The following is a 20451-nucleotide window of genomic DNA, read 5'->3' on the forward strand; positions in this document are numbered from 1 at the left end:
GCACAGGGCAGGCTGTTGGCGCACTGCCCGACAAGTGGTCATGCGTGAAACGAGGCCTGAACAATCTCGTTGACGGCATGCTCCAGCTCATCATTGGCAGCATCCAGCTTCAACCTAGTGCTATGCAGCCAATCAATATCACCTGCGTTGTCCGTCAGCGCTTGGCCGAGCAGCTTGGCCACCTGGGCAGGGCCCACACTCCCATCCGTTATGCGAGTCTCCACAAAACGGCGCGGGTTCAATGCCGCCTGAATAAATTCGTCGCTCAGACCCAGCGGTTTCCCTCCGATATCCACGGCGGCCTTGTCAAGCATCGCACCAGTCAGTTCATAGGGCGGAACACCTGCTGCCAAGCTGTCGCGAACAAGGCGCGCAACAATGTGGTGGACTTGGCGGAAAGACAGCTTGCATTCACGCACGATGAGGTCTGCGAGGTTGCTGGACGTACACCAGCTGTTCTTAAGCGATTGGGACATGCGCCCCTCGTGGACGATGAGCGTTTCCATGACACCGGTGAACAGGTCCAGCATCGCCCCGGTCGTCGTTAATGCTTCATCAAGCACTGGTAACTCACGCATTGCCTGGTCACCCGTACCCTCCCCTCGAAAAGTTGCCAGCGCGGTTGCGACCCAGGTCACCGACCCTCCGGCCGCACGGCGGATGGTTTCCAGCGCGGAAGGATTCTTCTTTTGCGGAAAGATACTGCTTGTCCCACAGTAGCTGTCATCGCACTCCACGAGACCAAACTCGCTACTTGACCAGATGTGCAGGTCTGTCGCCAGATCATTGAGATCAGCCATCACGAACGACAGTGCACTCAATGCGTCAACACCGTAGAAGGCTTCACGACCCAGCTTCGAATTCTCGATCAGACCATCAAAACCCAGCAATTGCGTAGTGCGCCTGCGGTTCAAAGGCCAGGAAGTTCCCGCCAGCCCGACAGCGCCCAACGGGTTGCGATTGACCCGTGCAAACGCCTGGGTGAGGCGCTCGAAGCTATCGTGCAGCCGAGAACTGAAACTGAGCAGGTAGTGGCCGAAAACCCAGGGCTGTGCCTGCTGCATATGGGTGTATCCGGGCATGATGGTGCCCGCATGTCTGCCGGCTTTCTCGGCAATCACCGCCTGAAATGAGACCAACTGCGCAATCACCTCAAGCATGCGATTGCGCTGATAGAGCCTGCGAACGGTTGCACCTTGGTCAATGCGACTGCGGCCGGTATGCATTTGACCACCGATATCTTCGCCAACTTCCGAAAATAGAAAAGATTCAATCTGCAGTAAAAAGCTGCCTTTTCGGACATCGACAGGAAAATCCTCTTCCCCCAATTTCCTAGCGGAGAGTAACTGCTCCAATATTGCACGCCCGGCGTCGAAAGAAATAATCTCCTGCTCTACCAGCATTGTGGTGTGAGCCAAATCCACCGCCAGAAACTCATCGAATTTCCTCTTCTCTCCTTCAAGCTTTGGTAATTCGTTGTATTTCAAATGTCGTGCAGCAGCAGGAGACTTGAGACGGGCATCCGTCAAAAGGGTTTCGGTACTTGATGTCATTTTTCTACAGCAGATGTATCTGTTGTTCCGTGAATGACTAAATGATGAATGGCACGAACACATAACACAACCCCATATTCACTTTGACGCACATAACAAAATGTTATGAACTTAAAAGCACGCAACAACTTACAGTAGGAGGCATGGAACTCAATCCAAGACAGCTAGATGCCTTCCGAAAAGTGATGCTCACAGGCAGCATGACCGTTGCGGCAGAGCGATTACAGGTGAGCCAGCCAGCAGTTAGCAGACTTATCAAGGACCTGGAAAAGACTATTGGAATACGTCTGTTCCGCAGGGAGGGCAATCGCCTCATTCCGGGAGCTGAGGCGCAAGTGCTGTTCCGGGAGGTCGACCTGTTCTATCGAGGCATCGAACAGGTCGAGCGTGTTGCGAGGGATCTCAAGTCAGTACGCATTGGCCGACTTCGAATTGCATCGCTCAGCGCCCTGGCCCTCAATGTCTTGTGCGAGTGCATCAACCAGTATTCGGCGTCGCGACCAGGCGTTGAGGTTTCACTCGACGTCAGGAACTCACTCAGTGTTTTAGAGTTGGCGGCCGCAAATCAGATTGATGTGGGATTCGTACACCAACTCAAAGCGGAATATCCAGGAGTCGACACCTTTCCTTTGAAAAGTGTCCCTGCCGTTTGTGTCATGCAAGCGAGCCATCGATTGGCTGCACAGGACTCGGTTCATCTCCACGACCTGAGCGGCGAACAGATCATCTCGTTGGGCCAGAACAACCCACTGCGAGTTCGGCTGGAGTCCGCTCTGAGTGATGCAGGTGTCGATTATCAAAGGCCGATTGAGACAACTCTTGCCTATTCGGCCTGCAATTTTGTCCGAGGTAACTTGGGGATCACTGTCGTGGATCCATTCACTGCAGCGAACTTCAAAGATCCCCTGGTGGTCAGCCGCCCTTTGTTTCCGATGATTCCGTTTGAATGCTCCTACGTTCTTCCGTCCCACCAGCACCGCCCCAAAGCCGTGGAGGATTTCATTCATACAGTCAAGGAGCATTTTGAAGCGGTTTGATGCTGGCGCAATGTGTGACGGCAACCGCTGAACAGAAAGCGCTGACCGCTAAGACTCAAACGGCCGCAACAGGTCGAAACCCGCAGCAGGTCAATCACAACTCTCGGTCAGGCACAGATGCTGACAAGGTGTGGAGCTGGGGTGGCTCGCCAGACTGCGGCCCTTGAAGGCAAAGTCTCTGAGATACTGCCCGGAGTCTCATCGAGCGGCATGCCATGAACCTTATAGACCTTTCGCAACTGAACGCTGAGCAGGTGCGTGCCATTTGGGCACTCGTCGACACGCCCTGCCAACCTCTGCAGCGCAAGGTGGCCTGGTCGTTTGAAGGCAACGGTATTCGCACTCGCACAAGCTTCATCCAGGCGTTTCAAGAGCTTGGCTTATCATTTGTCGAGCTGCCCAATTTGCTCAAAACACCCGAGAGAGCTGCCGATCTGGCCGGCTATCTCGACCCTTTTTACGATGCTTATGTCGTGAGGGAATCGAATCATCAGCGCCTCGCTGAGTTTGCCTTTGCATCACAACGCCCGGTAATCAATGCCATGTCCGGCATGGGGCACCCATGTGAGGTGCTAACTGACGCTTTCTACATTGACAGGTCGATAGCGCCCATTGAGCAAGCCCGCATCTGTTTGTGGGGCCCGACGACCAATGTGCTGCGGTCGTGGCACGAGCTGGCTTTCTCGCTGCAACTGCCAATCATGCATATCTGCGATGAACGGCTGCATGAGACCCTGCCATACGTTGAATTTGCATCAGCTCCATCCCAAGCCGCTGACATTGTCATTACCGATGGCTGGCCAAGCGGTGCCGAAGCAATGGCTAAGTCACTCACTGTGGCAGATCTGGATTGCATGGGCATGCCCATGCTGCTTGCGACACCGCCATTTTCCATTGGGCGCGAGATTGCATTTGACCCGGTGCAATATCCCCGCTTCTCCGGCTACAGTCAAAAGTCGTTATTGCTGCCCGTGCAAAAAGCAATTCTGCGATACCTGCTCGCCCGCTGAGCTTCCGTATCGATGCAGAGATTGATGCCAGTCTCTGACAGAGACAGCCACTATGCCTGACCTGGCATCCGATGTCCGTTTCAACTGGAAGCTTGCCAGAGCAAAGCAAGCAAGAAAATCTGAGCGGCAGCGCCTGCAAGCTGCGAGCCGGTGATGCCTGGTCTGATCGCTTGGGCAGTAGCTACGCATGAGTTGCCCGGTTCTGTGGCCAGCCTCTTTATTCATGGGTGCGAAATCGGCTGCGGTATTCGGCAGGCGTGGTGTTCAGTTGCCTGCGGAACGCGCGAGTCAGCGTATCGGTAGTGCCCAGGCCGCAGGCAGTGGCGATGCGCACCAATGACTCATCAGACGTTTCAAGGCGGTTGCGTGCCATCTCCACACGCACGGATTCTATGTACGCGGCAGGTGTGGTGCACAACTCGGTCTTGAACAGGCGGGCCAGTTGTCGCTCGCTGACATGGATTCGCTCGGCCAAAACCGGCAGCGTGAGCGGTCTAGCAACGTTCTGCGCTATGTAATGGCGTAGCGCGTCCATGCGACGTGTGGTCGAAGGCTGGGCTATGGCGACACTGAACTGGCTCTGCCCGCCGGGCCGCTTCAGGAACATGACAAGCTGCCGGGCCACACGCTGTGCTGCTGCCTCACCGAAGTCGTCTGCCACCAGGGCCAGAGCCAGATCAAGACAGGCGGTCAGACCCGCCCCCGTCCACAGATTGCCCTCGCGGATAAAGATCGGCTCGGCATCCACAGTAACGGCCGGGTACTCTGCCGCCAGCTGCTGCGCGGTGGACCAGTGCGTGGTGACACGCTTGCCATCCAGCAGCCCTGCCGCGGCGAGCACATGTGCGCCCACGCAGACAGAGGTAACGCGGCGGGTACGGGCAGCCAGCTTCTTCACCCAAGAGACGACCTGCGGGTCGACCACGGCGCGCAACTCGCGCGCCGCATTCCTTTGCACCGCACCAGGCACTACCAGCGTGTCGATGCGCTTGCGCGCCAACTGGGCAAAGGTGATGTCGGGCAGCACACGCACACCCGCGGAGGTCTGCACCGCCTCCAATGTCTCGGCCGCCAGCACCACACGATAGCCTGTGGGCTGATCCATCTCACGCTCGAGTAGCGAGAACACTTCGGCGGGACCGGTCATGTCCAGCAGATCCACCTGGTTGAACAGGACGATGACGATGAGGCGTTCCATGTGCTGCCTGCAGAGAATGTCTGAATCTGCATGTTATATGACATTGCAGACATTCCCCCGCATTCCTACCATTCCTTCATCGCTCAACATTGACAAGGAAGCCGGACCATGACGCCCTCCAAGACCCTGAGAGAACTCAACGCTCTCGACGCCTCGCCTGCCAACCTGGCCAACGCCACCTTGGTGCTGGTGGACTACCAGAACACCTACACACACGGCGTGATGGAACTCACGGGCTGGAAGCCTGCGCTGGAAGCAGCCTCAGCCCTGCTTGCCCGCGCACGTGCAGCGGGAACAAAGATCATTCATGTGATGCATGACGGCGGCGCGGGCTCTGCCTACGACATCAGGAAGGACATCGGGCAGATTCACGCCAGCGTGGCGCCCATCACCGGCGAAGCCGTGGTGGTGAAACAGGCCCCCAACAGCTTTGTAGGAACCAATCTCGGCGAGCTGGTGGACGCAGCAGGCCGCCAGCCACTCATCATCATCGGCTTCATGACACATATGTGCGTGACATTCACGGCCGAGGGAGCCTTTCTGCGCGGCAACCAGCCAACCATCGTGGCCGATGCCTGCGCCACGCGCCCGCTGCGCAGTGCCGTGGCAGACGTAGAGGCAAAGCAGTTGCATCATTGCGCGCTGGCGACCATTGCCGATTTGTACGGTGTCGTCGTCCCCTCGGGGGCCGCGCTGCACTGAAGTTTGGTCGATTCGGGAAGCTCCGGTGGACTGCTTCTACCGACCTGGGCCCAAGAGATTGAGCCCTTTGTCGACCTAGTGATGCCAAGCGCGTATGTCCACGCAGAATCACCCCGGTAGCGCTGGGCATGTTCTGGGCAAATGCCGCGGCACGCTCAGCCACCTTTGTCTTTGAGCAGCCAGGCGGTTGCGCCCTGGTGTGCTGGACACTTTCAGCCCAATTGAGCACTCAACCTGAAGCCCAGCCAAACAGGCGCGCAGGATTTTTCACCAGCACCTGTTGCTGATCATCGTCATCCATCAGCCAATGAGCGATGTCCTGTTGGATGGTCTGGGTAGGCACCGTGCGAAACTGACTAGGCTCCAAGGCGGGGACGCCAGCATCCCTGGCTGTATGCGGCCAGTCACTGCCCCACAGCACTCCGTGTGGTGCATGGCTCACCAGATGTCTTGCCCAGGCGCGGGCCCATTGCGCATCAGCCAGACGATAAGGCGCGGAAAGCTTGACAAATATGCAGCCACTTTCAGCAAGCCGCAGCAGCAATCCGTCATCTTGAGAGGCTGTAGCCGAGAACGGCACCATTGCGAAATGGTCCAGGACAAAAGACCCCGGCAACCGACTCAGGTGCGTGCTCACGGCTTGCAGCACCGGATAAGCCATGTACAGCTGGATACTCCAGCCCAGGTGACAGACGCGTTCACTCCAGTAAGAGAGTTCGTTGCAAGCCGAGGCGACGTCTTCGTTGCCCGAGCTTTGCAGGTTCACGCGGATTGCTCGCACACCTGCTGCATGCCAGACCTTCAGCTGAGCTTCGCTGACGTCGCGCGGTGCGACTGCCACGCCACGCGCACTGTCGCCGAGCTCGGTCAGGGCATCCAGCAGGCACTGGTTGTCAAACCCGTAAACGCTTGGCTGCACCAGCACCACGCGCTGCATGCCGATAGCCTGCAAATGTTGCCGCAGCGCCTGCACAGATGCCTGATGCGGTGTGTAGTGCCGCATCGGATCCATGGAATATTGATGCTGCGGCCCGAATACATGGGTGTGCGTGTCGCAGCGGAAAGCCGGAGGCCCGGCCTCCGTCCTTGAACTTCGTTCAACTACCTCCATGACTTCGCCTTTCCCGGCTTCACAGCGTCAACGCAGCGATACGCTGTGCCAGCTTGCTGCCTGTGGCGGCCGTGCCGAGCTGACCGCCCACATCGCGTGTGGCCTCGCCATGCTCGACAGCCTGGCCTGCACAGGTGACGATGGCCTCGCTGGCCCGCACAAAACGCATGTCATTGCTGCGCTGACCGTACCAGTTCAGCAACTGGCTGGCCGACAAGATCAGCGAAAACGGATTGGCGATGTCCTGGCCTGCGATGTCCGGCGCAGATCCATGAGCCGCTTGCCCCATCGCATATTGCTGGCCGGCGTTGACGGAGCCTCCCAGGCCCAGACTGCCGGACAGCTCGGCCGTCAGATCAGAGAGGATGTCGCCGAACATATTGGTCGTGACGATGACGTCGAAGCGTTGAGGCGCACGCACCACATGGGCCATCATCGCGTCGACGATGAACTCGTCAACTTCGATCTCCGGGAAATCCTTGGCGACACGCTGACATTCTTCAATGAACATGCCGTCGCCCAGCTTGAGCACATTGGCCTTGTGGACGATGCTGACATGATTGCGCCGGCGCTGGGCCAGCTCGAAGGCCGAACGCGCCACGCGTGCGCAGCATTCGCGGGTGATCCGGCGAAGAGAGACGACCACGTCAGGCGTGATCAGCATTTCACTGCCGCCCGATGCGATGTTGCGATCTGCGTAAAAGCCTTCGGTGTTCTCACGAACCACGACCAGATCGAAATCATTCACCTTGTGTGGCACGCCAGCCCAGGTTCGCGCAGGCCGGATGTTGGCAAACAAGTCCAGCTCCTTGCGAAAGAACTTGGAGGGGTTGATCTCCCCCTTGGCTTCGTCCTTGAAGTCATAGGTGGCCATAGGGCCGAGCATCAGGCCGTCGGCGGCCTTGACCTTGGCCAGAAGTTCCGGCGTGACCGTCGCACCATATTTACGCAGACTTTCGTGGCCCGCGATATCGTGGTCCAGGGCCAGATTCAGATCAAATTTATGAGATACAGCCTCCAGCACCTCCACTGTGGCGGCCATGGTTTCCGGGCCGATTCCATCGCCAGGCAATACAACCAGTTTCATACTCAACTCTCTTTTCTCAACGCTTAGTCAATCAATACGGAAGTGCTTCGGACCAGTTGCCGGTATTTGGTGATTTCCTTGCGGACAAAAGCATCCACCTCCTGCGGCGTATAGCTTTTGACCAAAGTGCCCTCTGTCTCGAAGCGTGCCTTCAACGCGGGCTGCTGCACGATCTGGTTGATTCTTTGCGACAGCAGTTGCACCACCGACGCCGGGGTCTGCCTGGGAGCGAAGTAACCACCCCAGAGGCTGAATTCGAAGCCCGGAAATTTCTCTGCAACCGTGGGCACCCCAGGCATGGCCGCAATGGGCTCCAGACCGGTGACCGCCAATGCCCGCACCTTGCCGCCTTTGATATGTGACAGGATGGATGGCGTGCTGGCCATGAAGAACTGCACCTGCGCTCCAATGAGGTCGGTGATCGCCTGACCGGCTCCCTTGTAGGGAATATGAACCATTTGCACTTTGGCGGCCTCTGCAAGGGCTGCTGCGGCCAGGTGCCCGGGCGTTGCCGTACCGGACGAAGCGTATGCCACCTTGCCTGGCGCCGCCTTGGCTGCGGCGATCAGGTCGTCCAGCGATTTCCATGGTGCGCTGGCAGGAACCGCCAGCACCAGCGGAGAGTCACCAACCAGGGCCACACCTTGCAGATCCTTCAGGCTGTCATAGCCTGGGCTCTTCATGGCCGCACCGTTGATGGCGATCTCTCCGGTCTGGCCCAGCAGCAGTGTCAGGCCATCAGCGGCAGCGCGCACCACCATGCGTGTACCCAGCGCTCCACTGGCGCCAGGACGGTTGTCAACGATCACGGATTGCCCAAGTGCCTTGCCCAGATCGTTGGAAATCAGTCGTGCGAATACATCGCCCTGTCCTCCTGGCGCATACGGAACGACGACTGTAACTGGCCGCCCGGGAAAGCCTGCCTGCGCTCTTGCCATACTCGCGGCCGCCGCTGCAGAGCCAGCGCAGATGGCAGCCAGCACCTGTCTTCTCGACACCAGGCCTGATGGGTCGTGGGATGGCAACATGCTCAGAGCTCCATGCCGGGCTTGCTTGCCACAGCTTTCCATTTGCCCAACTCATCGTGAAGTTCCGCGGCAAAGGCTTTCGGGCTCAGGGAAATAGGCGTTGCGCCTTCATGCTTGAGACGCAAGCGCACTGGCTCAGCAGCGGCGGCTGCATTAACGGCTTGATTGAGCTGATTCACGATCTCTGGTGACGCCCCGGCGGGCGCAAGCACACCCCACCATGTGGTCACGTCATAGCCCTTGATCCCGGCTTCTGCCATGGTGGGCACCTGCGGAAACAGGCTGGAGCGCTGAGCACTGGTGACGGCCAGAAGCTCCAGCTTGCCGGTCTTGAGGTGCGGAAGAATGGTCGGCACCGTGGCAAAGAATGCATCCACACGACCTGCCAGCAGTTCCAGCGCAGCAGGGCCGCTGCCTTTGAAAGGGACATGCGTCATTGGAAGCGTCGCCTGCTGCCTGAAAAGTTCGCCAGACAGGTGGTTGATGCTGCCTGCGCCAGCTGAACAGTAATTGATGCCGCCTTCGCGTGTTCTGGCAATCCTTGGCAGATCCGCGACCGACTTCGCTCCCAGAGCCTTGTTGGTTACCAAAAGCAGAGGCCCACGACCGATCATTGCCACCGGAGCAAAGTCAGTTTCCGGCTTGTAGGGCAGCTTTGGATCAATGGCTGCGTTCGTCGCGAAAGTGGATGTTGCAAACAGCAGCGTATAGCCATCGGCCTTGGCTTTTGCCACAAAGTTCGCACCTATGGAGCCACCTGCCCCACCCTTGTTGTCAACGACAACTGGTTGACCAAAGCGATTTGACAACTGGCTGGCAATGTCACGTGCGATGCTGTCTGTACCACCACCTGCCACAAAAGGAACAACCAGTGTGATGGGACGCTCGGGCCACTTTCCCTGCGCTGCTGCCGAGTTCACCAGCATCAATCCAGCGGCAGCGGCGAGCCACGCTTTTCTGAAATCACCCAAGCCTTGCATTTCGTCTCCGTTTCTTATGTTCTGGACGAATGATCAGTGATTTAATTAATGCAGTAAATTGCAAAAAAACTTCTCATTGATGCGTTTTTCAAATGAATTTCGACATTGCTGATCTCAAAGCCTTTGTGGCTGTGGCAGAGCTGGCCAGTTTCAAGCGCGCAGCCGAGTTGCTGCACATCTCCCAACCGGCCTTATCGAGACGAGTCGAAAAACTGGAGCAAGCCCTGTCGCTCAAGCTCCTGGAGCGCACCACTCGCAAAGTGGAACTCAATGCCATGGGACGTGTGTTCTTGCCTCGTGCCCAGCATGTGCTGGCCGAACTGGAGGCCTCTCTGATTGGGATGACCGAACTCAACGAACGGCTGCACGGTCTGGTGACCATTGCCTGCATCCCTTCTGTCGTGGATACAGTGGTGGCGAGCGCCATCCATCAGATCAAGAAGCAGTTCCCTCGCATTCGGCTGCGCATCCTGGATCAACCCGCTGCAGACATCCTGCTGACCGTGGCGCGCTCCGAAGTGGATTTCGGAATCGGCTATCTCGGAGCCAGCGAGCCTGACCTCGACTTCGAAGAACTGGCTTCGGAGTCTTTTGTGCTGGCCTGCCGCAAAGACCATCCTCTGGCCACCCGCAGCAGCATTTGCTGGAGTGAGCTGGCACATCAGGACTGTGTCACTCAAGCGCAAGGCAGCGGCAATCGCCTGCTCATCGACCAGGCTCTGTCAAACACCGTCACCCGACCCCATTGGGTATGCGAAGTTCAACATGTCCCCAGCCTGCTCAGCCTGGTTCGGCGCGGGGTGGGCGTGGGCGCGGTCCCTCAGCACGCAATCAGCGGGACCGATCTCTGCGGCATCCCGTTGGTAGAGCCGCAGGTATTGCGCAGCATCGGTTTGATCTCGCGACGGGGCAAGGCTCTTTCTGCCATGGCTCAGGAACTCCAGAGGGCATTGCGACTGGTTCATATCCAGCAGTTGAACTGAGCGCAAAGCTGTGAGTAGACGGCTGCCTGATGGGAGCTGCTGGTGAAGCGCGCTATGCCTCGCTCAAGCCTGCTCTCCCTCCGGACTGAGCGGGAGAGCCCGTCATTCCTGCGTAATTTGCGCTTGACCTTGAACCAAGCTTCAAGCTTACGCTTGCACCATTCCCGGCCATCAAGGCTGGTGAAGCTATTCATCAAGGAGCAGGAATGCAGACCATATTGGGCGCCAACGGGCAGATCGCCACCGAGCTGGCGCGCGAACTCAAGCGCCACTACACCGATGAGCTCAAGCTGGTGAGCCGCAGGCCACGCAAGATACATGACTCGGACCTGCTCGAAGCCGCCGACCTACTCGATGCCGCGCAAACAGCCAGAGCCGTTCAGGGCAGCAGTGTGGTCTATTTCACCGCAGGCCTGCCTCCCGATACCCAGCTTTGGGAGCAGCAGTTTCCAGGCATGCTGCGCAACGCCCTGGCGGCCAGCCGCGCTGCGGGTGCCCCGTTTGTCTACTTCGACAACACCTATATGTACCCGCAGGACGCACAGCTGCAGACCGAGCAGACGGTATTCGCCCCCTTGGGACGCAAAGGCCGGGTGCGCGCCGCCATGGCCGAGATGGTGCTGTCCGAAATCGCACGCGGGGAGATTCCCGTGCTGATCGCACGGGCGCCCGAGTTCTACGGCCCTGCCCAGACGCAGAGCATTACCAACACTCTGGTGATTGACAGACTCAGGGCCGGCAAGACACCGCTGGCCCCGGTGCGAGACGACCGTCTGCGCACCCTGATCTGGACCCCCGATGCCAGCCGCTCACTGGCTTTGCTGGGCAACACACCCGATGCTTACGGCCAGACCTGGCATCTGCCATGCGACGATGCACGCCCCAACTACAAGCAGTTGATCGACTGGGCCAGCCAGAGCTTTGGCCGCTCTTCCCGCCTTCACAGACTGCCCCGCTGGGCACTGGGCGTAGCCGGCCTGATCTCGAAACCCGTGGCCGAGCTGCAAGAGCTACTGACCCGCTATGCCCACGACAATCTGTTTGACTCCAGCAAGTTCAAGCAGGCATTTCCGGGGTTTGCCGTCACCAGCTACCGGCAGGGGCTGGCGCTGATTGCCGATGAATTTCAGAGAAACAAGCAGCAATCCCTTGCCCAGCCTTCGAAAGCAGCTATCAAATGAGTATCAATAGTTAAAAGGCTACCAACTCAGCGCCTGGGCCAGTTGCTCGGCCCGGGTTTGCTCGCGCGGGCTCGCCACCGGAGCCCGCAGGATGGCGCGGCTTGCGCCCTGGTCAACGATCCAGAAGACGACGCGCTTGACGGAAGCTGCGCCCGGCCTGCTCTCCTGCAGGCTCACTTCAAACGTCCATTGCCGGCCTTCAGGCCGACGGTCCCTGGAGCGCGTCTGCGCAGTGAAGCTGCGCTTCTTCAAGCTCCCCGTTGTCAAGCGGAACTGCTTTTCCAGCGCGGTGCGCAACAGCTTCTCCTGCGCTTCGTCGGACTCGGGGATCTTCAGCCCCGTGGTCAGGCCCAGCAGTTGTCCCGTCATCAGATCACGGTACATCATGCGCTGCGAATCCTGCGACTCCTGCAGATGAAAGCCGGCCGCACGCATGGGCAGCACCATGCCGGTATGCCGATTTTCCAGGTCGGCCACCTTCGGGTCCCGGGCCTGCACCCAGATGTTCTGCAGCCCGCCGGCATTGCGCAGGTACTGGCGCATCAGTCGCGCGGCATCGGCGTCACGACCCTGCTGCGCCGCCAGCTCGGCCCCATATTGCTGGGCCAGGTCCACCAGCTCGGACTCCAGCCTGAACAGGCTGACATAGGGCCAGGCCTGCAGTGCCTGCTCCAGATAGCGGCCGGCCTCGGCTTGCTGAGCGGCCTTGAAGGCCGAGATGCCAGCCACCGTATTCAGGCGTGCCAGCTCGGCGGGGAACTGGGCATCGGCCAAGGCCGCGCGGGCCAGTTGACCGGCCCTGGACCAATCGTCATCGACCCGCCAGGCATGGCTCACCTCGCGCTCCTGGCGCGGCAGCTCGGGCGGCAGCTCGGGCGCTTTGGGCCATTGCATGGCCTGCCACAGCTGGGGCAACTGCTGCAGCGCGCTGTCACTCTCGCTGTCCATCTGCTCGGCGTGCAGGCTCAGTTTCCAGTTACCGCGCACCAGCCCCCAGTCCAGATGCAGGACATCGGGCCTCCCCTCTTCTCTTTTCTCGCGGCTGGCCTGCTGGCTTTGCACGACGTCAGCGAACGGCAGGGCCGTCAGCCTCAGCCCAGGCTCTGGCGTCTGCTCGCTGGCAAAAAAGCTGCGTTCCTGCTGCAACGACTTCTGCCTGGCTGCTGCGTCCATGTCTTTCAGACCAACGTCATAGCCGAGCCGCATGCGGACCCGCAGGCGCCTGCCATCGGGTTTCAGATAGACATACTCCAGATTCGCGGCCTCCTTGCGATCCCTGGCCGGCTCCAGCTGGACCAGTACCCAGCGCCCCTGCACCAGCGGCACCGTGAGCTGCGCGGCCTGGTAGCGCAGCTGCTGGTCTGCCGTATTCCACTGCCACAGTGGTGCAAAAGCCTTGGACTCCTGCTGGAGCGCCTGCAGATAGCGAGCCAGTGCGCCCTGATCGCCGGCCATCATGGCGGCCGTCAGACCGCGCTGTATCAGCGCCTGCATCTGCCCGCTGACCGGGTCGTAGCCGTCGGCGGCGGCCAGAGCCATCATCTGGTCGGTCTGCAACACGGCCTGCGGGTACTGCCCTTGCTGATAGAGCAAGGCGTAGAGCAAACCCGAAGCATCGAGCTGTTCGTAAGGATTGCCACGCGGCAGCGTCATGTCCAGCAGCTTGCGCGCCTGCGCGGTCGCATCGTCCCAGCGCCTGGCCTGTGCGGCCTCGACCACGGCACGGCGCAGCCTCAAAAAAGGCGAATCCTGTTCGGCGGGCAAATCCGCCTGTCCGGCAGCCCCCGTCTGCCTTGCAGGTTCAGCCGCCTGCGGCGCAGGGCCCGCCAGCAGCAAGGCCACCGCCATGGCGGTCAGGGAAACAGGCGCGGGGATGCGCGGCAAAAAAACCATGAAGTCGATCCACAAGACAGTTCAGCAGACTTGCAGTATAGAAAGCTGCTGCCTGCCCGCAGGCCCGGGACGACTCAGGGCAAAAAAAGAGCGGCCCAGGGCCGCCCTCTTTGACATGCTGCAATGGCCTCAGTCCACCAGACCGGCGTAGACATGCTGCACGTCGTCGTCGTTTTCCAGACCGGCCAGGAATTCCTGAACTTCTTCCTGCTGCTCGGCAGACAGGCTGCTCATGCTGATGGGGTTCTTGGCCTTGTAGCCCAGCTTGACCGACAGCACCTTGATACCTTGCGCGGGCAAAGCCTTGCTCACGGCGTCCAGATCGGCAATATCGGTAATGAACAGGGTGGTGCCTTCTTCTTCGCCAGCTTCGAAGTCTTGCGCGCCAGCTTCGATGGCGGCCATTTCGACGTCGGCGCCGTTTTCAGGCTCGCCTTCGATCATGCCTACATGGTCAAAATCCCAGGCCACGGCGCTCATCTGGCCCTTGCGGAAGCAGACACGCATATTGGGAGCCGTGCGATTGGGATTGTCGGTCAGGCACTCCACCATCACGGGCACGCGATGGGGGGCATAGCCTTCAAACAGCACGCTGGAGTAGTTCACGGCGTCGGCGCCAACGCCGGCCCCCTTCTTGATGGCACGATCCAGCGTGTCCTTGGGCATGGAAGCCTTGCGGGCCGCTTCCACCGCCATGCGCAGACGCGAATTGGCTGCAGGATCACCGCCGCCCAGGCGCGCAGCAACCATGATTTCCTTGACCAGCTTGCCAAACAGCTTACCCTTGGCATCGGCGACCAGCGCCTTGCCCTTTGCTTTCCATTGCGCGCCCATGGCTGCGTTCCTTGTTGAATATGGTCCAAGCCTGCGTTGTGCACACACAGGCCGCTCGCCAAACTGTGGCGAGCAAAAGCCGGATTTATACACCTGCGCGCAATCTTTTGTTGGCAAACTGCATCAAGCCCGGGTCATAAGCACAGGCAAACAGCACATTGCCACCCAGCCACCCAAGAGGAGAAAACATGCATCGCACCACCATTCAAGCCCTGAGTTGCAGCGTGCTGGCCCTGCTCGGTTCGCACGCCCTGGCTGCCGCCGAGCTGGGCACGCAAGCCGTGGCAGCAGGACTGGAGCACCCCTGGGCACTGGCCTTTTTGCCGGACGGACGCTATCTGGTGACAGAGCGCCCTGGCCGCATGCGCATTGTGGAGGCCGGGGGCAGGCTCAACGCCCCTCTCAAAGGCCTTCCTGCCATCGCCACAGCCGGGCAAGGCGGCCTGCTGGACGTGGTGCTTGACAGCGACTTTGCCAGCAACCGTCAGCTCTATTTCTGCTTCTCGGAGCCGGGGCAAGGACCAGACCGAGGCAAGAACAGCACGGCCATGGCCAAAGCCCGACTTTCAGCCGACTCCGGCACCCTGGAAAACGTGCAGATTCTGTTCAGCCAGCGCCCCAAGATCGATTCGGCCCTGCACTTCGGCTGCCGCATCGTGGAACGCAAGGTGAACGGCAAACCCGACGGCTCGCTGTTTCTGACGCTCGGAGAGCGCTACAAGGCCATGCAGGAGGCCCAGAACCTGCAGACCCATCTGGGCAAGATCGTACGCGTCAACAAGGATGGCAGCGTGCCTCGCGACAACCCCTTTGCGGGCAGGTCCGATGCGCTGGCCGAGATCTGGAGCTATGGCCACCGCAACAGCCAGGGTGCCGCACTGGGGCCAGGAGACGAGCTCTGGATGACAGAACATGGCCCGCAGGGCGGTGACGAGCTCAACCGTATCGAGCCGGGCAAGAACTACGGCTGGCCCGTCATCACCTATGGCGAAAACTATGGGGGCGGCAAGATTGGTGCCGGCATCACCGAAAAAACAGGCATGGAGCAACCCCGGCATTATTGGGTACCGTCCATCGCCGCCTCGGGGCTCGCCTATCTGAGCAGCGAGCGCTATGGCGTGGCCTGGAAAGGCTCCTTCATCACGGGTGCGCTCAAGGCCATGCAACTGCAGCGCCTGCAGATTGCCGATGGCAGGGTCACCGCCACCGAAGTGCTGCTGCCGCGCCTGGGCCAGCGCGTACGCGATGTGCGCCAGGGTCCGGACGGTCTGCTGTACCTGCTCACCGATTCATCCGATGGTCAATTGCTGCGCGTGCTGGCAAAGCCCTGAGCAGCCCTCGCCTCCCTGCAGCTGCGACGACGCTCAGCACAGCACAGCCCGTCGCCGCAGCCAGTACAGATAAGCCACAATGGCCGACCAGAACAAGGCCTCGGCAAGCCAGAAGCCGATGGACAACGCATCGACACGGCTGCCCAGCCTGGAGACATACCAGGACATGGCGCCCTGGCTGGCAATGCCAAGAGCCACATAAAGAGCGCCCACCAACACCGCTGCGCGATTGCGAGTCCACAGCAGCCACACCAGCGTGAAGCACAAAGCCGAGTTCAGCGCCAACAGGGCCTGCAGCAACAGCGCCCACCAGGCTCGTCCTGAAGACTGCCAGCCGTCGGAAAAATCCGCCTCCAGCAGCATCCAGCCGCTCATCAGACCCAGAATTCCGAACAGGCACATCAGCAGCGACAGGCCTTTGCCGTGTGGCTGCTCCCAAAGCGTCTTCGTTGTTTTCATCAATGCAAGGCTTCCCGTCTGATCCTGCGAATCGGCGTGACCGCCGTGACGGCGCGCAGCCGTCCCTCGACATAGGCTGCCAGACCGCCGATATCCTACTGCGGCCAGCTTCGCGGTCCAATGCCGGGCGACGGTACTCAAAGACGCCCATGCTCAGGTCGGGCGATATCTGGCCATCGAGGCTGGCCAGTGAGAGCATGCATGCGCCCCGGCACCATCAGGCACCCCGAAAGCAAAAAGGCCTGCGCGGTCGAACCGCGCAGGCCCTTGACTGGCATGCCGGCTCAGCTGGCCAGCGTGATGGTCACCTTGGTATCGCCATAGCTCACGGTGGATTTGGCAAAGCCATCCACGGCAACGCTATCGAACCTGTTGTGTACGCCCTTGGCGGTTAGCACAACGATCTGGTCGCCAGCCTTGGGAACGTAGCCCTGGGTAAAGCTCACCTTCAGCGCACCGGCCAGCGCTGCGTGCTCGCTCACCACCAGCGTACCGGCGCTGCTTGCGGACAGAGCCAGATTCAGCGTACCGGATTTCTGGGTGTAGCTGCTTGCCACATTGACCTGGAGGCCGTTGGTGGCCAGCGTGCCGCCATCGACATAGACCGCCCCCTTGCCCATCGCGGACGAAGAGTCGGCGCGCAATGTGCCCGCAGCAATGACGGTGCCACCGCTGTAGGTATTGGCACCTGTCAATGCCAGCGTGCCGTCTCCGCGCTTGGTCAGCTTGCCTCCGCCGCTGATGTCGTTGCGCCAGCGATCAAAGGAGCAGAAACCTGAGACGCAGAAGCCGTCGGTACGGTTGTTCATGGTGACGCTGACGTCGGCCTCAAACCGGCCATAGCCGCTGGCCGCATCGAACAGGTTCAGGCGGCCAAAGCCTTCCTCGTCATCCAGCACCGGATAGCCCGAATCGATGGCAGTGGTCTTGAGCACTGCGCGTCGCTGGTCGGCACTCAGATAGGGGAAGCGGGTCTCCAGCAGAGTTTCCATTCCCTTTGGCACGACGGCAGGCTTGCCTGCCTTGGCACTGTCCTTGGCAAAGCCAAAGGTCAGGCGGCGCAGATAATCGGCTCTGGCGGCCTGGAAATCCGCAAAACGGTCTTCGCTGACACTGGCCGAGTGGGCGATATTCCAAAGCTCGACCCCGGTCTTCGCGCCGAGCTTGGTCCGCAGCTGATCCTGGGCCTGCTGGAAAACGACCGCACGCTGGGCTTCGGTATAGGCCAGGCCTCGATCCCCGGCACCTTTGAGGAATGGCATCCAGACGGAGGAGCCAAGCATGCGCCCACCCATGACGCCCAATGCCGAGTGCATGCCTGCGCGGATGCGGTTCTCTCCGGCCTCCAGTCCACGGGCGACCGCTTCATGGAAGCGCTGCGGTGCCACATAAGCAACGGCCATGGAGTAGCGCACGAATTCGGCGGTGTGACCACTGGGGAAATCGGAGTCCTGCTGTGCTTTCGTCTGGGCTGCCGCCGCGTCATCGCCTGCCGCGCGGCGCGCCAGCAGTTCAGGCAGCACCTTGACCACCGGAAGGCTGCTGTCTGCAGCAGACCAGCGATAGGGACGGGCAAACTTGTAGAAGCCCTTGGGCCCGTTGTCCGAAGCAATGTTGCCCACCGTGGCATTGTCCACAAACTGAAGCACCGCGCCGAATTCGGGATTGGTCTGCGTGCTGGTGTCGCCCCATCCCGATTTGGGATTCTTCGCAAGATCGTCCCAGGCCTGGCCCAGCGGGCCCAGCGAGCCGCCCATGACGGTGCGAGTGACCTTGTTGCCGGTATCGTCCAGCTTGATATCTTCCTTCTGCGCATCGGTGTAGCTGGTCTGCGTGGTCAGCTTGGAGGAATACGCCATGTTCTGCAGGAACAGATCGTTCCTCTTGACCGATCCCGTAGTCCCGGCCGTTGGCGCCTGACCTGGCGTGCCATTGGTATTGTCGGCAGTCAGCACATGCCAGACGCCATTCCAGCTGGTCAAGGCGAACGCATCACAGCCTTCCCTGCCGGCCACGTTCTTGTCCGGCGTGGTCGCATCGGCGGCAAAAATGCCGGCATAGTCGGAGGCCTTGAAGCCGTTCATCTTCCTCTCGGAAGGCTCCCAGATGTCGAGAAAGCCCGACAGGATGCGCAGCGTGCTGTTGGTGGTGTGATCGGCGTAGCAGGAGTTGTTGCCGTCGGCCGTTGCATCGTGTCTGCCGGAGTTGTAGACCGTGGCATCTTCCCGGTACTTGGGCACATCCGTGCGCGACGCAGGCATGCTGGTGGCGGCTTGCGGTGTGGTGTTGAACGTCTGCGAGCCCAGTCCTGCGGGCGGGCCGGGAATGACATAGCCTTCGGCGGTCTCTTCGCCCCCCCGCCGCCACCGCATGCTGCCAGGGTCAGGAGAGTTGCCAGGGCGACGGCGCGGAGCGCGAAGCTTGTCCTGGGCGCCGAAAAATGAACGAAAGTTTGCATACGCTAACGGATCTCTATGGGCGAAAGCTCGCCATGTTCAAGACCAACCATGAAACCCTAGTGACATAACAAGTCGGTACGGTACGGTTATTGCTCTATCGCGGCTTGTGCCGATTGCTGCCTGAACTGGCCGCAACCGGCGTGCCACGCAAGGTTCGAGCGACTGCGGCTGCAGGCCGCCATTGAACGTCTGCAGCAGCCGGACTCAGGCCGGAGCAGCGCTCTATGCTTCCCGCAAACCGGCCTTCGCATCTGCGATGGATAGCGGACATCCAGCACTATTCCCCCCTGGTTTCGCGCCACAATCGGCAGCAGTACAGAACAGGCGCTCATATGCTCAATGCCTTGTGGCTCGGTTTTTTCTTGGTGGCGGCCGTGGCGGCTCTCGCGCAATGGCTGCTCGGCGGTCAGGCCCAGGTGTTCTCGGCCATGGTGCAGGCCCTGTTTGCCATGGCCAGGCTGTCGGTCGAAGTGATGGTGCTGCTGTTTGGCACGCTCACGCTGTGGCTGGGCTTTCTGCGCATCGCAGAAAAGGCGGGTGTGGTCGAATGGCTGGCAAAAATGCTGGGCCCGCTGTTTGCCAAGCTCATGCCCGAGGTACCGCGCGGCCACCCCGCGCTCGGTCTGATCACGCTGAACTTTGCCGCCAACGGCCTGGGGCTGGACAATGCGGCCACGCCCATGGGGCTCAAGGCCATGCGCGCGCTGCAGGAGTTGAACCCCCAGCCCGACAGCGCGACCAACGCGCAGATTCTGTTTCTCGTGCTCAATGCCTCGTCGCTGACGCTGCTGCCGGTCACCATCTTCATGTACCGCATGCAGCAGGGCGCGGCCGATCCGACGCTGGTCTTCCTGCCGATTCTGCTGGCCACTTCCGCCTCCACGCTGGTGGGCCTGCTCAGCGTCGCACTCGTGCAGCGGCTGCCTCTCTTCAGCCCCGTGGTGCTGGCCTATCTGCTGCCGGTGGGGCTGGCGCTGGCAGCCTTCATGGCCTTTCTGGCCACGCTCAGCGCGGCGGCGCTGGCCCAGCTTTCCGCGCTCATGGGCAATCTCACGCTGTTTGCGCTGATCGTGCTGTTCGTGGGTCTGGGCGCATTGCGCAAGGTGGCCGTGTACGACAGCTTTATCGAGGGCGCCAAGGAGGGCTTTGATGTAGCCAAGAACCTGCTGCCCTATCTGGTCGCCATGCTTTGCGCCGTTGGCGTGTTTCGCGCCTCGGGGGCACTGGAATATGCGCTGTCGGCCATCCGCTGGACGGTGGACGTTCTGGGCATGGATGCCCGCTTTGTCGATGCCCTGCCCACGGCGCTGGTCAAGCCCTTTTCCGGCAGCGCAGCGCGCGCCATGCTGATCGAGACCATGCAAAGCCAGGGCGTGGACAGTTTTGCGGCTCTGGCTGCAGCCACGATTCAGGGCAGCACCGAAACCACGTTCTATGTGCTGGCCGTGTACTTTGGAGCCGTGGGCATTCAGCGCGCGCGCCATGCCGTGCCCTGCGCGCTGGTGGCCGAGCTGGCCGGCGTGGTCGCCGCCATCGTGGTTTGCTATCAGTTTTTTGGATGAATCCCTGAACTGGCGGTCGTTGCAAGCCATTTTTCATCAAGTC

Annotated in this window: 17 protein-coding genes; 7 read left to right on the forward strand and 10 right to left on the reverse strand. The window is 60.4% G+C overall.

Annotated elements, in window-relative coordinates; translation table 11 throughout:
- Positions 1-38 precede the first annotated feature (38 nt).
- Complete coding sequence (argH, locus tag O987_RS16920; protein ID WP_043373661.1) at positions 39-1553, reverse strand: argininosuccinate lyase; 1515 nt, start codon at positions 1551-1553, stop codon at positions 39-41.
- Between the two features lie 143 nt (positions 1554-1696).
- Here argH and O987_RS16925 point away from each other — a divergent pair, with 143 nt between their 5' ends.
- Positions 1697-2590: a LysR substrate-binding domain-containing protein gene (locus tag O987_RS16925; RefSeq protein ID WP_034365755.1), complete on the forward strand. Its 894-nt coding sequence runs from the start codon at positions 1697-1699 to the stop codon at positions 2588-2590.
- 215 nt (positions 2591-2805) lie between these two features.
- Positions 2806-3600, forward strand: a complete 795-nt coding sequence (locus O987_RS16930) for a hypothetical protein (protein ID WP_043373663.1) — start codon at positions 2806-2808, stop codon at positions 3598-3600.
- Positions 3601-3817: 217 nt separating this feature from the next.
- Here the strand turns inward: O987_RS16930 and O987_RS16935 are convergent, their stop codons facing one another.
- Positions 3818-4798, reverse strand: a complete 981-nt coding sequence (locus O987_RS16935; RefSeq protein ID WP_003053824.1) for a GlxA family transcriptional regulator — start codon at positions 4796-4798, stop codon at positions 3818-3820.
- 108 nt (positions 4799-4906) lie between these two features.
- Between O987_RS16935 and O987_RS16940 the strand changes: the two genes are divergently transcribed.
- On the forward strand, positions 4907-5500 hold the full coding sequence (locus O987_RS16940) for an isochorismatase family protein (RefSeq protein ID WP_043373666.1): 594 nt from the start codon (positions 4907-4909) through the stop codon (positions 5498-5500).
- Between the two features lie 229 nt (positions 5501-5729).
- Here O987_RS16940 and O987_RS16945 read toward each other — a convergent pair whose 3' ends face one another.
- Genes O987_RS16945 through O987_RS16960 form a run of 4 tightly spaced genes read right to left on the reverse strand, consistent with a single transcriptional unit; the run spans position 5730 to position 9706 of the window.
- Positions 5730-6611, reverse strand: a complete 882-nt coding sequence (locus tag O987_RS16945; RefSeq protein WP_080731549.1) for an amidohydrolase family protein — start codon at positions 6609-6611, stop codon at positions 5730-5732.
- A 19-nt stretch (positions 6612-6630) separates the two neighbouring features.
- The gene (locus O987_RS16950) at positions 6631-7698 is read right to left on the reverse strand and encodes an isocitrate/isopropylmalate dehydrogenase family protein (RefSeq protein ID WP_043373668.1); all 1068 of its coding nucleotides are present in this window, start codon (positions 7696-7698) and stop codon (positions 6631-6633) included.
- Positions 7699-7721: 23 nt separating this feature from the next.
- Positions 7722-8726 (reverse strand): Bug family tripartite tricarboxylate transporter substrate binding protein, encoded by a 1005-nt coding sequence (locus tag O987_RS16955; protein ID WP_043373670.1) that lies wholly within the window; start codon positions 8724-8726, stop codon positions 7722-7724.
- 2 nt (positions 8727-8728) lie between these two features.
- A complete protein-coding gene (locus O987_RS16960) occupies positions 8729-9706 on the reverse strand; it encodes a tripartite tricarboxylate transporter substrate binding protein (protein ID WP_043373672.1) in 978 nt (325 codons plus the stop codon).
- Between the two features lie 92 nt (positions 9707-9798).
- Here O987_RS16960 and O987_RS16965 point away from each other — a divergent pair, with 92 nt between their 5' ends.
- A complete protein-coding gene (locus O987_RS16965) occupies positions 9799-10689 on the forward strand; it encodes a LysR family transcriptional regulator (RefSeq protein ID WP_003053812.1) in 891 nt (296 codons plus the stop codon).
- A gap of 206 nt (positions 10690-10895) precedes the next feature.
- The gene (locus O987_RS16970) at positions 10896-11870 is read left to right on the forward strand and encodes an NAD-dependent epimerase/dehydratase family protein (protein ID WP_043373675.1); all 975 of its coding nucleotides are present in this window, start codon (positions 10896-10898) and stop codon (positions 11868-11870) included.
- A gap of 18 nt (positions 11871-11888) precedes the next feature.
- On the opposite strand, the gene O987_RS16975 is transcribed toward O987_RS16970, so the two are convergent.
- Together O987_RS16975 and O987_RS16980 are read right to left on the reverse strand one after the other, a co-directional pair.
- Positions 11889-13763, reverse strand: a complete 1875-nt coding sequence (locus O987_RS16975; protein ID WP_235214171.1) for a hypothetical protein — start codon at positions 13761-13763, stop codon at positions 11889-11891.
- A 129-nt stretch (positions 13764-13892) separates the two neighbouring features.
- Positions 13893-14597: a YebC/PmpR family DNA-binding transcriptional regulator gene (locus tag O987_RS16980; RefSeq protein WP_003053809.1), complete on the reverse strand. Its 705-nt coding sequence runs from the start codon at positions 14595-14597 to the stop codon at positions 13893-13895.
- Between the two features lie 188 nt (positions 14598-14785).
- Between O987_RS16980 and O987_RS16985 the strand changes: the two genes are divergently transcribed.
- Positions 14786-15928 carry a PQQ-dependent sugar dehydrogenase gene (locus O987_RS16985; protein WP_043373678.1) on the forward strand — a complete coding sequence of 381 codons (1143 nt, stop codon included), beginning with the start codon at positions 14786-14788 and terminating at the stop codon, positions 15926-15928.
- 33 nt (positions 15929-15961) lie between these two features.
- On the opposite strand, the gene O987_RS16990 is transcribed toward O987_RS16985, so the two are convergent.
- Together O987_RS16990 and O987_RS16995 are read right to left on the reverse strand one after the other, a co-directional pair.
- Positions 15962-16387 (reverse strand): hypothetical protein, encoded by a 426-nt coding sequence (locus tag O987_RS16990; RefSeq protein ID WP_019042173.1) that lies wholly within the window; start codon positions 16385-16387, stop codon positions 15962-15964.
- A 284-nt stretch (positions 16388-16671) separates the two neighbouring features.
- Entirely contained in the window at positions 16672-18759 is a 2088-nt protein-coding gene (locus tag O987_RS16995; protein WP_235214172.1) for an autotransporter-associated beta strand repeat-containing protein, read from the reverse strand.
- Between the two features lie 419 nt (positions 18760-19178).
- Here O987_RS16995 and O987_RS17000 point away from each other — a divergent pair, with 419 nt between their 5' ends.
- On the forward strand, positions 19179-20408 hold the full coding sequence (locus O987_RS17000) for a nucleoside recognition domain-containing protein (RefSeq protein WP_019042175.1): 1230 nt from the start codon (positions 19179-19181) through the stop codon (positions 20406-20408).
- The last annotated feature ends 43 nt before the right edge of the window (positions 20409-20451 follow it).

It is taken from the genome of Comamonas testosteroni TK102 (assembly GCF_000739375.1).
Lineage (GTDB): Bacteria > Pseudomonadota > Gammaproteobacteria > Burkholderiales > Burkholderiaceae_C > Comamonas > Comamonas brasiliensis.

Coding starts and splice junctions, on each gene's coding strand:
- O987_RS16995 (WP_235214172.1), bottom strand. CDS start 18,759: ATGCGGTGGCGGCGGGGGGGCGAAGAGACCGCCGAAGGCTATGTCATT.
- O987_RS16955 (WP_043373670.1), bottom strand. CDS start 8,726: ATGTTGCCATCCCACGACCCATCAGGCCTGGTGTCGAGAAGACAGGTG.
- O987_RS16975 (WP_235214171.1), bottom strand. CDS start 13,763: ATGGTTTTTTTGCCGCGCATCCCCGCGCCTGTTTCCCTGACCGCCATG.
- O987_RS16990 (WP_019042173.1), bottom strand. CDS start 16,387: ATGAAAACAACGAAGACGCTTTGGGAGCAGCCACACGGCAAAGGCCTG.
- O987_RS16980 (WP_003053809.1), bottom strand. CDS start 14,597: ATGGGCGCGCAATGGAAAGCAAAGGGCAAGGCGCTGGTCGCCGATGCC.
- O987_RS16965 (WP_003053812.1), top strand. CDS start 9,799: ATGAATTTCGACATTGCTGATCTCAAAGCCTTTGTGGCTGTGGCAGAG.
- O987_RS16950 (WP_043373668.1), bottom strand. CDS start 7,698: ATGAAACTGGTTGTATTGCCTGGCGATGGAATCGGCCCGGAAACCATG.
- O987_RS16925 (WP_034365755.1), top strand. CDS start 1,697: ATGGAACTCAATCCAAGACAGCTAGATGCCTTCCGAAAAGTGATGCTC.
- O987_RS16940 (WP_043373666.1), top strand. CDS start 4,907: ATGACGCCCTCCAAGACCCTGAGAGAACTCAACGCTCTCGACGCCTCG.
- O987_RS16945 (WP_080731549.1), bottom strand. CDS start 6,611: ATGGAGGTAGTTGAACGAAGTTCAAGGACGGAGGCCGGGCCTCCGGCT.
- O987_RS16970 (WP_043373675.1), top strand. CDS start 10,896: ATGCAGACCATATTGGGCGCCAACGGGCAGATCGCCACCGAGCTGGCG.
- O987_RS16985 (WP_043373678.1), top strand. CDS start 14,786: ATGCATCGCACCACCATTCAAGCCCTGAGTTGCAGCGTGCTGGCCCTG.
- O987_RS16935 (WP_003053824.1), bottom strand. CDS start 4,798: ATGGAACGCCTCATCGTCATCGTCCTGTTCAACCAGGTGGATCTGCTG.
- argH (WP_043373661.1), bottom strand. CDS start 1,553: ATGACATCAAGTACCGAAACCCTTTTGACGGATGCCCGTCTCAAGTCT.
- O987_RS16930 (WP_043373663.1), top strand. CDS start 2,806: ATGAACCTTATAGACCTTTCGCAACTGAACGCTGAGCAGGTGCGTGCC.
- O987_RS16960 (WP_043373672.1), bottom strand. CDS start 9,706: ATGCAAGGCTTGGGTGATTTCAGAAAAGCGTGGCTCGCCGCTGCCGCT.
- O987_RS17000 (WP_019042175.1), top strand. CDS start 19,179: ATGCTCAATGCCTTGTGGCTCGGTTTTTTCTTGGTGGCGGCCGTGGCG.